The 12,796-nt window shown below is 69.7% G+C and carries 12 protein-coding genes; 7 read left to right on the forward strand and 5 right to left on the reverse strand.

Annotation, left to right across the window (positions count from 1 at the left end; genetic code table 11):
* The first annotated feature begins 5 nt into the window (after positions 1-5).
* From BOX17_RS00640 to BOX17_RS00655, 4 genes are all read left to right on the forward strand, one after another.
* Complete coding sequence (locus BOX17_RS00640; RefSeq protein WP_071941576.1) at positions 6-1,619, forward strand: ABC transporter ATP-binding protein; 1,614 nt, start codon at positions 6-8, stop codon at positions 1,617-1,619.
* A gap of 40 nt (positions 1,620-1,659) precedes the next feature.
* Positions 1,660-3,054 (forward strand): FAD-binding oxidoreductase, encoded by a 1,395-nt coding sequence (locus BOX17_RS00645; protein ID WP_071941577.1) that lies wholly within the window; start codon positions 1,660-1,662, stop codon positions 3,052-3,054.
* A gap of 7 nt (positions 3,055-3,061) precedes the next feature.
* Complete coding sequence (locus tag BOX17_RS00650) at positions 3,062-3,994, forward strand: DMT family transporter (RefSeq protein ID WP_083582026.1); 933 nt, start codon at positions 3,062-3,064, stop codon at positions 3,992-3,994.
* Positions 3,995-4,062: 68 nt separating this feature from the next.
* A complete protein-coding gene (locus tag BOX17_RS00655) occupies positions 4,063-5,169 on the forward strand; it encodes a pyridoxal phosphate-dependent aminotransferase (RefSeq protein WP_071941579.1) in 1,107 nt (368 codons plus the stop codon).
* A gap of 63 nt (positions 5,170-5,232) precedes the next feature.
* Here the strand turns inward: BOX17_RS00655 and BOX17_RS00660 are convergent, their stop codons facing one another.
* The 3 genes from BOX17_RS00660 to BOX17_RS00670 form a co-directional block, all read right to left on the reverse strand.
* On the reverse strand, positions 5,233-5,430 hold the full coding sequence (locus BOX17_RS00660; protein WP_071941580.1) for a hypothetical protein: 198 nt from the start codon (positions 5,428-5,430) through the stop codon (positions 5,233-5,235).
* A gap of 35 nt (positions 5,431-5,465) precedes the next feature.
* Positions 5,466-5,768, reverse strand: coding sequence for a hypothetical protein (locus BOX17_RS00665; protein WP_125925487.1), 303 nt, complete (start codon positions 5,766-5,768; stop codon positions 5,466-5,468).
* Positions 5,769-5,972: 204 nt separating this feature from the next.
* Positions 5,973-6,161 carry a hypothetical protein gene (locus BOX17_RS00670; protein WP_071941582.1) on the reverse strand — a complete coding sequence of 63 codons (189 nt, stop codon included), beginning with the start codon at positions 6,159-6,161 and terminating at the stop codon, positions 5,973-5,975.
* 207 nt (positions 6,162-6,368) lie between these two features.
* Between BOX17_RS00670 and BOX17_RS00675 the strand changes: the two genes are divergently transcribed.
* On the forward strand, positions 6,369-7,577 hold the full coding sequence (locus BOX17_RS00675) for an MFS transporter (RefSeq protein WP_071941583.1): 1,209 nt from the start codon (positions 6,369-6,371) through the stop codon (positions 7,575-7,577).
* 64 nt (positions 7,578-7,641) lie between these two features.
* On the opposite strand, the gene BOX17_RS00680 is transcribed toward BOX17_RS00675, so the two are convergent.
* Complete coding sequence (locus BOX17_RS00680; RefSeq protein ID WP_071941584.1) at positions 7,642-8,268, reverse strand: carboxymuconolactone decarboxylase family protein; 627 nt, start codon at positions 8,266-8,268, stop codon at positions 7,642-7,644.
* Positions 8,269-8,285: 17 nt separating this feature from the next.
* A complete protein-coding gene (gene cysK / locus BOX17_RS00685; RefSeq protein WP_071941585.1) occupies positions 8,286-9,785 on the reverse strand; it encodes a cysteine synthase A in 1,500 nt (499 codons plus the stop codon).
* Positions 9,786-9,950: 165 nt separating this feature from the next.
* On the opposite strand from cysK, the gene BOX17_RS00690 reads away from it, so the two are divergent.
* Both BOX17_RS00690 and BOX17_RS16525 read left to right on the forward strand, forming a co-directional pair.
* Positions 9,951-12,233, forward strand: a complete 2,283-nt coding sequence (locus BOX17_RS00690; protein WP_071941586.1) for an ATP-binding protein — start codon at positions 9,951-9,953, stop codon at positions 12,231-12,233.
* Positions 12,230-12,787 (forward strand): DUF4242 domain-containing protein, encoded by a 558-nt coding sequence (locus tag BOX17_RS16525; RefSeq protein ID WP_083582027.1) that lies wholly within the window; start codon positions 12,230-12,232, stop codon positions 12,785-12,787. The genes BOX17_RS00690 and BOX17_RS16525 overlap by 4 nt, the downstream gene beginning before the upstream one ends.
* Positions 12,788-12,796 lie beyond the last annotated feature (9 nt).

A 12,796-nucleotide genomic window follows, 5' to 3' on the forward strand; every position in this document is an offset into this window, starting at 1 on the left:
ATCCCATGAGCGAACCCGTACTGAGCCTGCGCGGCCTGACGCTGTCCCTGCCCCAGGGCGCCGACCGCCCCTATGCCGTGGAGGAGGTCAGCTATGATGTCGAACGCGGCGAGATCATGTGCGTGGTCGGCGAGTCCGGCTCCGGCAAGTCCATGGCGGCCAATGCCGTCATGGGGCTGCTCCCCAAGGGCGTGCGCCCCGCTGCCGGCGAGGCGATCTTCGACGGCCAGGACCTGCTGAAAATGACCGAGAAGCAGCACCGTGCCCTGCGGGGCCTGCGCATCGGCATGATCTTCCAGGAGCCGATGACGGCCCTCAACCCGCTGATGCGCGTGGGGGCCCAGATCAGCGAGGTGTTCGAGGCCCATGGCCGCCTGACCGGCAAGGAGCGCCAGTCGCGCGCCCTTGAGCTGCTCACCGAAGTGGGCATCCCCCAGCCGGAAAAGGCCATCCGTGCCTATCCCTTCGAACTCTCCGGGGGGCAGCGACAGAGGGTGATGATCGCCATGGCGCTGGCCCTCGAGCCCGAACTGCTGATCGCCGACGAACCGACCACCGCGCTGGACGTCACCACCCAGGCCCAGATCCTCGAGCTGATCCGTGACCTGCAGCAGCGCCATGGCATGGCGGTAATGTTCATCACCCACGACTTCGGCGTGGTGGCCGAGATCGCCACCCGGGTCTGCGTGATGCGCGAGGGGCGCATCGTCGAGCTCGGCTCTGCCGATGAGGTGCTGGAGCACCCCCGCCACCCGTACACCCGCGACCTGATCGCGGCGATTCCCGGCAGCGTCATCCCCGAGCCCCGGGGCGGCGAGATGCCCGCCCCGCTGCTGGAAGTCCGTCACCTGCAGAAGGTGTTCCGCTCACGGGGTGGACTGTTCAAGCCGTCCCGCGAGGTGCGCGCCCTGCAGGACGTCGGCTTCACGCTCGCCCCGGGGGAGACCCTGGGGATCGTCGGCGAGTCGGGCTCCGGCAAGTCGACCCTGGGCCGCTGCGTGGTGCGCCTCGAGCGTCCCGACAGCGGCAGCCTGTCGCTCTCCGGCATCGACTTCTCGGCGCTGACGGGCGAGTCGCTGCGGCGCGAACGCCGGCGGGTGCAGATGATCTTCCAGGACCCCTATGCCTCGCTGAACCCGCGCACCCGGGTGGGCATGGCCATCGCCCAGGGCCCCATCGCCAACGGCGTGCCCCGACCCAAGGCCCTTGCGCGAGCCGACGAACTGCTCGAGCTGGTGGGGCTGGGGGGCGTCGCCGACCGCTTCCCCCACGAGTTTTCCGGGGGCCAGCGCCAGCGAATCGGCATCGCCAGAGCGCTCGCCCTGGATCCGGAGCTGATCGTCGCCGACGAGGCCGTCTCGGCCCTGGACGTCTCGATCCAGGCGCAGATCCTCAAGCTGCTCGAAGACCTGAGGCAGAAGCTGTCGCTGTCACTGCTGTTCATCACCCACGACCTGCGCGTCGCCGCCCAGATCTGTGACCGGATCATCGTCATGCAGCACGGCCGCATCGTCGAGCAGGGGACCGCTCGGGACGTCTTCCTCTCCCCGCAGGCGGACTATACCCGCGAGCTGGTCGACGCCATTCCCGGCCGCGGCCATGCCCTCGTCGGTTCCTGACCCAGGTGCGCGTCGGCAAATGACAGAGAAGGTACACGCCATGGATGCACTGCTCAGGCAGATCGCCGCCGTCGTCGGCGACGGCAACGTCCTCACCGGCGAGGCGGTCACCGCCCGCCGCGTGGACTGGCTTTCCGGCGCGCCCTGCCAGGCCGGGGCGATCGTGAGGCCGGGCTCCACGGCGGAGCTCGCCGAGGTGATGCGCCTGTGCCATGTCGCACGACAGCCGGTGGTCACCCACGGCGGCCTCACCGGCCTGGTCCATGGTGCCGAGACGGCCAAGGACGAGCTGGCCGTCTCGCTTGAGCGTATGACCGCCATCGAGGACGTCGACCCCATCGGGGCCACCCTCACGGTGCAGGCCGGCGCCCCCCTGCAGAGCGTCCAGGAGGCTGCCGAGGCGGTCGACCTGCAGTTTGCCCTCGACCTGGGCGCCCGGGGAAGCTGCACCATCGGCGGCAACATCGCCACCAATGCCGGCGGCATACGGGTGATCCGATACGGCATGATGCGCCAGCAGGTGCTGGGGCTCGAGGCCGTGCTGGCCGATGGCACCGTGGTCAGCTCGATGAATCACATGCTCAAGAACAATGCCGGCTTCGATCTCAAGCAGCTTTTCATCGGCAGCGAGGGCACGCTGGGCATCGTCACCCGGGCCGTGCTGCACCTTCAGCCCCCCACGTCGGACATGCAGACTGCCCTGGTGGCCTGCCCCTCCTTCGAGGCGGTCACCGGCCTGCTGGCCCATCTTGCCCAGACGCTAGGCGGGAGCCTGGCGGCCTTCGAGGTGATGTGGCAGAGCCACTACCGGCTGCTCACCGAGGAAAGTTCGCGACATCGGCCACCGCTGGCGACGGACTCGCCCTACTACGTGATCCTGGAATCCCTGGGCAATGATCCACAATCCCATGCCGCGCAGTTCGGTCGTGCCCTGGAGGGAGCGCTGGAGAGCGAGCTCGTCAGCGACGCGGTGCTCGCACAGTCCGGCAGTCAACGACAGGCCCTGTGGGACATCCGCGAGGACATCGAGGGACTCCTGCAGGCGCTGTCGCCGCTGTTCGCCTTCGATATCAGCCTGCCGATACCCGCCATGGAGGGCTATGTCACCCGCCTGGAGGCGGCGCTGGCCGACGACTGGCCAGGCGCGCGCATGGTCACCTTCGGCCACCTGGGCGACGGTAACCTGCATATCTCCATCTCCACCGGCAGCGCTGACCCGACGACGCGACGCGCCGTGGAGCGGCTGGTCTACACGCCCCTGGCCGAACTCGGCGGCTCGGTCTCCGCCGAGCATGGCATCGGCCTCGAGAAGCGCGACTACCTCGCCCTGTCGCGCACGCCCGAGGAGATCGGCCTGATGCATACCCTGAAGCGGGCCCTGGACCCGTACGGACTGCTCAACCGACACAAGGTGCTGGCCCCGGAGGCCGGCTGAGACCGCCATGGCCAGTCCTCTTCTTCACCAGCTAAGGCTCGCTCTGGTCGCGAGGCCTGCACTCGGCACCCTGGCCCTGATCATGGCGACCGGAGTCTTCTGGGGAGGCAACTGGCCGGCGGTGCGCTTCATCCTCCGTGACCTGCCGCCCTTCACCCTGCGCGCCATCGGCTTCACCGCCGGCGCCCTGATGCTGCTGGGCTGGGCCCGCTGGCGAGGCCTGTCGCTGCGCGTGGCGGCCAGGGAGTGGCCGTGGCTGGCGGTGACGGGGCTGTTCACCATCCTCGGGTTCAACCTGGGCACGGCCTTCGCCCAGCTGCGCATGCCGACCTCCCAGGCGGCGATCATCGCCTTCACCATGCCCTGTTGGGCCCTGTTGCTGGGCTGGGGGCTGCTCGGCGAGCGTGTCAGGCCACGCCAGTGGCTGGGACTCGCGACCGGGCAGCTGGGGCTGGCGGTGCTGCTGGGACCCGCGGCGCTGGCCGCGCGAAGCGAAGACCTCATCGGCCCCGTCTTCGTGCTGGGAGCAGCCCTCTCCTGGGCCCTGGGCACCGTTCTGATCAAGCGCCGCGGTCAATGGGAGAGCCCCACGGTGGTGATCACGGGCTGGCAGTTCGCGCTCTGTGCCGTCCCGATGGTGGTGTTGATGCTGTGGCGCGAATCCCCCCCGTCACCCATCGCATGGCACGGCGCCACCTGGCTGGCGCTGGGCTACCACCTGGTCTTCTCGATCTGCCTCGCGCAGATGCTATGGTTTCGAAACGTCAATCGTCTCACCCTCGGCGAGGCGACCATCAGCACCCTGATCATCCCGGTGATCGGCGTCGGCAGCGCCAGTCTGCTGCTGGGCGAGCCCCTGACGCTGCAGGTGATGATGTCGCTGCTGCTGATTCTCGGTGCGATCGCCATCGTCATGCTCGGCAGGCGGCCGCCGCCTTGACCAGGCGCTGCCTGCACCCGAACGTGTTTCCGTATCCCCTATCGACCACACCTGACTGGGAGTCATCGATGCCTCGTTTTCCCGACCACCTGACCGGCGACGGCCCGACCAACCCCTTCCCGGGCATCCGCGTGCTGGAGCGGCGCCTGGGCCGAGAGATCCCCCACCGCCTGGGCTCTAACGAGGGGCTGGACATGCCGCACCGTGCCCTGCGCGCGCATTTCGGTGACGCCATGGTCGAGCACGTCTACTGCTACGGAGACTCGGAGGCCCTGGGCGTGCGCCAGCGACTCGCCGAGCAGCAGGGCCTCCCGCTCGACGCGCTGCTGGTCGATGCCGGCGCCGACAGCCTGATCGCGCTGGCCCTGCGCACCGTGGCCGAGCCCGGCGCCACGGTGGTGGCCACCGCCGGCACCTACCCGACCTTCGGCTACTTCGCCCGGGGCCAGGGCTGCGAGCTGGTCGAGGTCCCCTACGAGGAATCGCCCGGCCGCCTCGCCCCGGACCTCGAGGCCCTGGTGGCCACCGCCCGGCAGACCCGGGCGCGGCTGGTCTACCTCGCCAACCCGGACAATCCCAGCGGCCACCTCCACGGCGACGAGGCGATTCGCCGCCTGCGCGAGGCGCTGCCCGACGACTGCTGGCTGCTCCTCGACGAGGCCTATCACGACTTCCGCGATGACCCCGACACCCCCTTCGCCCGGGAGGTGCTGCCCGGCGTGATCCGGCTGCGCACCCTCTCCAAGGCCCATGGCCTGGCCGGGCTGCGCATCGGCTATGCCATCGCCGAGCCCGAGACCCTGGCGATGATGATGAAGGTGCGCATCCACTATGCGGTCTCGACCCTGACCCTCGCCGCCGCCGAGGTGGTACTCGACCACCCCGAGGAAACCCGGGACCACATCGCCGCCGTCCATGAGCGCCGTGCCCGCCTGGCCGAGAATCTCCGCGGCCTTGGGGCCCAGATCCTGCCCAGCGCCACCAACTTCATCGGCGTGCAGATGCCCAGCGCCGAACTCGCCGAGCGGGTCAATCGGGAGCTGCTCGAGGCCGGACGACTGATCGCCCGCCCCGCCCATCCGGGACTGGGTCACGTTCTGCGCATCACCGCCGTGGAGGATGCCCTGGTGCCGGGTCGGCTGAAGATCCTGGAAGAGGCCCTGCAGCAGGCCTAGGCCTGGAGGCCCGGCCCGGAGGGAACGCCTCAAGGAGAGGGTCCGACGGGTCGGCCGGCACCCTCACTGGGCGTTGTCGTTCTCGCCTTGATCATCCTGCTCATGGCGTCGCGAGTGCCAGGCCGAATGACCGTCGATCTCGATCAGCGGCTCGGTACGGACATGTGCCGGCGTGTAGCTGCACCCTGCCAGGAGCGTCGCCAGGGACAAGGCCATGACGATGTCCGTCGTCCCCGGCCATCCCGCCTTCGATCGGGTCATCCTGTCGTCCTCGTTCGATCCATCCGGGCGCTCCTTCAGCAGCGGCCCTGCATCCGCAGTCCCGGCGGGCAGAAGCCGCCGCGGCGATCGTGGTCGCGGCGATCGGCGTGGTGATAGCGGTCGCGGTCCCGATAACGGCGCTCGTAGTGGTGACGTGACCGGTAATCACGGTCGCGATAATGGCGATCATCATCGTGGTAGTAGCGATGATGACGGCTGAAGCCGTCGATCTCGATCAGCGGCTCGGACTTGATGCGCGCAGGCGTGTAGCTGCACCCAGCCAGTGTCAGGGTCGACGCCAGCAGGGCCAACATCATCAAGCGGACGGGAATCCTCATGGGGTTGTCCTCGCAAGACAGTGAAGGGTGGACCATCCCTCGATCCCTGCTGGGAGCACCTCATGCCGACGATCTGTCACGGCTGCCTCTTCGGGCTGGATGCCATCGAACACTGTTCCCTGTCAGACTATGACGGCCCCGCGCCACCGCCAAGCGCGGAGCGAGGAAAGAGCGTGCAAGCCTGAGGGAAAAACAAGAGGGAGCTCAGCAGCGCCCCTTCTTGGCCTGACCCGGCGGGCAGAATCCCCCCCCGCCGTCATAGTGGTCATGGCCTCGGCCGTCATCGAGGACGACCAGCGGCTCGGAGCTGATCCGGGCCGGGGTGTAGCTGCAACCCGCCAGGAAGGGGATGGCGATCAGCAGGGTCGAGAACAGGATCATGCGACAGGTCATACGGTCTCCTGATAGAGGTGGATCGACCGCCATTCTAACGAACCGATGCCCCCTTCCCCATGTGGCACAGCGGCGACGTCACTGTCTCCAAACGCCGACAGCCGTCCCTGCCGGATGCGGCCCGTTGCCCATGGCGACGGTGGCCGACGCACCGCAGATGCGCGATAGTGGGCCCTCATCAGTCGGCAAACAGGTCACCCCTCGCCTATGGATGCGCTGCGTCGCCACACCCTGCTGATCATCGTCCTGGGCGGCCTGGTCATCTCCCTGGCCATGGGCCTGCGCCATGGCTTCGGCCTGTTCCTGGAGCCGATGAGCAGCGAGCTGGGCTGGGGCCGCGAGGTCTTCGCCTTCGCCCTGGCCCTGCAGAACCTGGTGTGGGGGCTGACGCAGCCCTTCAGCGGTGCCCTGGCCGACCGCTTCGGGGCCGCCAGGGTCGTGGTGGCGGGGGGCATGCTCTATGCCCTGGGACTCGCCATGATGGGGCTGTCGGACTCGGCCCTCGGCATGTCGGTCAGCGCGGGGCTGCTGATCGGCCTGGGCCTTTCGGGCACCACCTTCTCGGTGATCCTCGGCGCCGTGGGGCGCGCCGTCTCGCCCGAGAAGCGAAGCCTGGCCATGGGCATCGTCAGCGCCGCGGGCTCCTTCGGCCAGTTCGTGATGCTGCCCGGCACCCTGGGCCTGCTGGAATGGCTCGGCTGGTCCGCGGCGCTGCTGGCGATGGGCGCCCTGGCCGCCCTGATGGTGCCCCTGGGCGGGATGCTGCGCGACCGCCCCTCACCCCGCCAGGCCAGCGATCTATCGCTGCGGGCGGCGCTGGACGAGGCCGCCGGGCATCGCGGCTTCTGGCTGCTCTGCCTGGGCTTCTTCGTCTGCGGCTTCCAGGTGGTGTTCATCGGCGTCCACCTGCCCGGCTACCTGGCCGACAACGGCATCGCCGTGCAGGTGAGCAGCACCGTGCTGGCCCTGGTGGGACTGTTCAACATCGTCGGCACCTACAGCGCCGGCTGGCTCGGCGGCCACTTCTCCAAGCCGCGCCTGCTGACCTGGCTCTACCTGATCCGCGGCGCGGTGATCACCGTCTTCATCGCCATGCCGCTGAGCACCGCCAGCGCCTACCTGTTCGGCATCGCGATGGGCCTGCTGTGGCTCTCCACGGTACCGCTGACCAACGGCATCGTCGCCTCGGTCTTCGGCGTGCGACACCTCTCCATGCTCGGCGGCATCGTCTTCCTCTTCCACCAGCTGGGCTCCTTCATGGGCGTCTGGCTCGGCGGCTACTTCTACGACCTCCACGGCGACTACGACCTGGTCTGGAAGCTCGCCGTCCTGCTCTCGGTGATGGCCGCCGTCCTGCATGCGTTCATCCGCGAGACGCCGGTGGAGCGCTCCCCCGCGGCAGGCGCCGAGGCATGAGCCGACGCCCCGACGGCATACCGGGAACCCGCCAGCTGCCCGACCGGCCAGCACCCTCGACCGGCTAGGGCCCGGCGGCCGGCTGCTCCAAGGAGATCTCCTCCAGATCGTTGCCGGTGGCGATGGGGCGCCCCACGGTGAGCGCCTCGCGCAACTCGGGCGCCAGCTCCCGATAGGCGACATCGGCCTGGGCACCCAGACCGTCCAGCACCTTGGTGAAGAAGGCTCGCGCGGCGGCCACGGCCACGATGTCGAAGATCTCGTCATCGCCGATCCCCAGTGCGCGCAGGCGGTCGATGTCGGCCTGGGTCACGCCGGCGGCGTCATCGGCCACCTTCGCGGCCAGGGCCATCATCTCCCGTTCCGCCGCACTCAGCGTATCGGGGCCCTCGAGGATCGCCTCCAACTGCGGTGTGCCCAGCAGCCCCGCCAGCGCCTGGCCGTGGGCCAGGGCGCAGTAGGAGTTGCCCAGTGTCCGAGCCGCGGCCAGGGTCACGAGCTCGAAGCGCCGCGGGTCGACGTGACGCCGGATGCTCCCCAGCAGGGCCCCCCAGTTGGCCATCACCTCGGGGCGATGGCAGAACACCCGGGCATAGTTGGGCAGATAGCCAAAGTGGGCCTGCTGTCGCCGGTACATGGCCTGCACCTCGCCGGAAGCCTGCTCGGGTTCAATCGTGTGAATGAAGCTCATCTCGTCGTGCCTCCCGGTCATGCCGCGCTGGTGCGCGGATGTAGCCACCGCGGCAGCAGGTCATAGGGATCGACCTCGACATCGCGGCGATAGTCGATGCCGTGGGCCTCCAGACGCCGTTGCATCGAGCCGTCCCGCCAGGCATCGAAGAACTCGGTGCAGCCCCCGATCGACTCGCCGGCGACGAAGATCCGAGGGATGGTGGTGGCCCCGGTGCGATCGGCCAGCACCGCGCGTATCCGGCCGCCTAGATCCTCTACCTGGTAGGCCACCGCGTCGAGGTCGACGCTGCGATAGTCGATCCCCAGCTGCGTAAACAGCTTGCGGACCGACCAGCAGAACTCGCACCACTCCAGGGCGAACATCACCACCGGCTCGCTCGCCACGGTCGCGTCGACGAAGCGTTCGGCCTCGGCATCCAGCTCGACCGGCGCCGCCGCTGGCGACTCTGCCGGGCGGGACGGCGCCGCGGGGACATCGAAGCGATAGCCCGGCGTGGAGCGCGACAGGGCGAGCTCCTCGTCGGACATCGCCTCGCCGATGCCATCGAACAGCGGCGTGGAGAGGTAGCGCTCACCGGTGTCCGGCAGCATGCAGACGATGTTGCTGCCGGGCGGCGAACGGCGCGCCACCTCCAGCGCGGCGGCCAGGGTGGCCCCGCTGGAGATGCCGACGAAGATCCCCTCGCGGCAGGCCAGCTCGCGGGACAGTCGCAGCGCCTCGTCCCCCGCCACCGGCACCACCTCGTCGACATGCTGCGCCGTCAGCGCGTCCTCGGTGAGCCGCGAGATGAAGTCCGGGCTCCAGCCCTGCATCAGGTGGGGTCGGAAGCTCGGATGGCTGACCGAGGGGGCGCCGTGGGGATCCCGCGGCTGCGCGATGCCGCTGCCCAGCAGGGCGGCGTTGTCGGGCTCGGCGACGACCACCTGGGTCGCCGGATCCGCTTGCTTGAGCACCCTGGATACCCCCTTGAGGGTGCCGCCCGTGCCGAAGCCGGTGACCCAGGCGTGCAGGGGCTCGCCGCGAAAGTCGTCGAGGATCTCCCGGGCCGTAGTCCGCGAATGCGCCTCGGCGTTGGCCTCGTTCTCGAACTGGCGGCACAGGAAGTAGCCGTGGCGTTCGGCCAGCTCCACCGCCTTGTTGAGCATGCCGGTGCCCTTCTCGGCCGCGGGGGTCAGCACCACCCTGGCCCCGAGGAAGCGCAGCAGCTTGCGTCGCTCCACGCTGAAGCTTTCCGCCATGGTCACCACCAGCGGATAGCCCTTGCGCGCGCAGACCATGGCCAGCCCGATACCGGTGTTGCCGCTGGTCGCCTCGATCACCGTCTGGCCGGGGCGAAGCTCGCCGTCGCGTTCCGCCTGCTCGATGACCGCCAGGGCCATGCGGTCCTTGACGGACCCCATGGGATTGAATGCCTCGAGCTTCACGTAGAGGTTCACCCCGGCGGGGGCTAGCCGGTGAAGCCGCACCAGCGGCGTGCGGCCGATGGTGTCCAGGATGCTGTCATAGCGTGCCATGTCGCTGCTCCTCGGTTTGGATGGGTGCCTTGCCATGTCACCCTGCGCCGCCGCCGAGGAAGCGGGCGTGGAAGCCAGCGTGGTATTTTCCGGGCGGGTCCAACGGGCGCGAGCGCCAGGCGCGCTATACTCAAAGACGGTCTCTCTCCCGGGAGGGAGCAGGCGATGAATGCACTGACCCTCAACGTGCTCGGCGATCTCGAGGTGGTTCGGGATGGCCGGGTGCTGACTCTCCCGCCGTCGAAGAAGACCCGCGCCCTGCTCGCCTACCTGGCGGTCAACGGCCGCCCCCTCTGTCGCGAACACCTCTGTGACCTGCTGTGGGAGATGCCCGACGACCCTCGAGGCTCGCTGCGCTGGAGCCTGTCGAAACTGCGCCGGGTGGTGGACGAGCCGGAGCGGCCGCGCATCATCGCCGACCGCCTCGGCGCGGCACTCGATACCGACGACCTGGATATCGACCTGCTGGCCCTGCAAGGGATCCAGGGAGAGGGGCTCGAGCAGGAGGATATCGAACGGCTGGAACGCATTGCCGACCGCTATCGAGGCCCCTTCCTGCAAGGGCTAGAACTGCCGAACTTCCACGACTTCCATGGCTGGTGCCTGGGCGAGCGGGAACGCGCCCTGCGTGCCCAGACCGCGCTGCTCTCGGCCCTGGTCACCCGCCTGGCCGAGGCGCCCGAGCGGGCCCTGATCCATGCCCATGCGCTGGTCCGGCTGGCGCCCTTCGACGAGGACGCCCACGCCCGCCTGATCCGGCTGCTGATGGTCCTCAATCGCCCTCGGGAAGCCGAGCAGCACTTCCGGCTGGGCCAGCGCCTGCTCGACGAGGCCGGCATCCCCTCGAGCGGCGCCCTGCTCCGCGCCCGGCGGGCGACGGCCGTCCACCCCGCGACCGGTCCACCGCCCTGCCCGGCTACCGAGGCGACACCGCACGCGGCCGCCACGGCGCCGGCGAGGGCGCCAGCCACCGAGGCGCCCATCCCGCTGGAAGGCGAGGCCCTGGAGATCCTGCACTGGGTCGCGCTGCTGGGCCACTGTCCGAATGTCGCCATGCTGGCCCGGCTCAGCGGGTTCGAGGCCCAGCGCATCGTCTCGGGCCTCGAACTCGGCGAGCAACGGGGCCTGCTGCAGGCCAAAGAGCATGGGCTGTGCCTCACCGACGACGACCTGGCGCGCCGCCTGTACGAGGCGATCTCCCCGACACGGCGCCAGATGATGCACCGCCATGTCGCCGAGCAGTACCTTGGCGAGGCCCACCTCGATCCGGACAGTGCCGCCGAGCTGGCGCACCACGCCCGACAGAGCGGTGACCCTGCGCTGGCCGCCGAGGCCCTGGTCGCGGCCGGGCGCGCCTGCCTGCGCTTCTTCGCCAACGACGAGGCCCTGCGCCTTGCCCGCCAGGGCATCGAGATGGCCGAGCGTCTCGCCGGTGCCCGCCGGATCAGCCTGCTGATCGAGCTGCGCGACGTGATGCTCCATGCCGCCCCACTGGAGGACTGGCAGGACACCGCCGGGGAACTGGTGGCCCTGGCCGAACAGGCCCTGGAGCATGGTGCTCTCGCCCATGCGCGGCTCGGCTACCAGCTGGCCAGCCAGGTCCGCTGGTCCCATGGCCAGTGGCGGGATGCCCACGAAGAGGCCCTGCAGGCCGAGCGAGTCACCCACAGCGCCGACGACCGGGACCAGGTCGTCGCCATGGCGGAGACGGCCAAGTGCCTGGCCATGCTGGAGCGTGACCTCGAACAGGCCGCCGGCATGCTCGACGACGCCCGCACATTGGCCGCCCGGCAACGGTTCAGCCACCCCGCCATTCCCATGGCGCTGGCCTTGATGCACTTCCACGGCAACCGGCTGGACGAGGCGGAGGACCACTTCAAGGAGGCGCGGACCCTGTGCAAGGCCGGCGGCGATCGTCTCGGCGAGTTCCAGGCCAACGAGGGCCTGCTGATGCTGGAGCTCGAGCGGGAGCGCTTCCCGGAGGCCCTGAAGCGCGGCATCACCCTGGCGGAGATCGGCGACAAGCTGCGTGAGGGCAGCGAGGCGCCCTTCGCCTGCGCCGCCCTGGCGCTCTGCGGCTATGCCCTGAACGACGAGGCGTCCCCCTTGGAGCCCGCCCTGGCGAGGCTGCGTGACACCGATGCCAAGCACCGGCTCTGTGGCCTGCTGATCCGGGCCGCCCAGCTCGACCTGAAGCGCGGCCGGGCGCTTGACGCCATCGCGCGGGCCGGGGAGGCCCTGACGCATGCCCGGACCCTGGAGCGTGCCACCGAGCAACTGCTTGCCCATGGCGTGCTGGCCGAGGCCCACCGGGCGACCGGTGACACGGATGCGCGACGCCACCACGCGCAGGCGGCCGCCGAGATCGCCCGGCGGCCGGTCGCCCGCTGGGCGCGACTGCGGACGGCGGCCCTGCTGGCCGACAGCCGGCCGGAGGACACCGCATGATCGACCTCTTCCTGGAGCGCCGTTTCACGACCCCACTCGGCGCCGAACGCCTCAGGACGCTCTCGGGGGCGGCAACGGGCTGCTTCGCCCTGCATCGGGTCGACTGGGCAGGCAGCCTGCTGGCGAGGGACGGCCGACGGATGGTCTGCCACTTCCACGCCCCGGATGCCGAAGCCGCACGTCTCGCCCTGCGCCAGGCAGGCATCGAGGTCACCACCCTCTGGCCCGGCACGCTCCACGATGCCCCGGGACTCGATGCCGAGGCGCTCGCCGCGGCCAGCGTGCTGGTCGAGCGCACCTTTCCCTCGCCAGTCAGCCTCGCGGCGATCCAGGCCCGCGAGGATGCCGGGGCGGCCTGCCTGAAACACCACCGGGTGCGCTTCGTCCGCACATTCCTCTCGCGGGACGCCCGGCGCATGCTCTGCCTCTACCAGGCCCCCGATGCCGAGTCGGTGCGCATCGCCCAGCACCAGGCCGGCATGCCGCTGGAGCGTGTCTGGGCCTTCCGCACCATCCTTCCCTCCCTCCCGGTCGATTCCACGCACGCCGGCTGAAAAACCACG

This window comes from Halomonas aestuarii, from assembly GCF_001886615.1.
GTDB lineage: Bacteria > Pseudomonadota > Gammaproteobacteria > Pseudomonadales > Halomonadaceae > Halomonas > Halomonas aestuarii.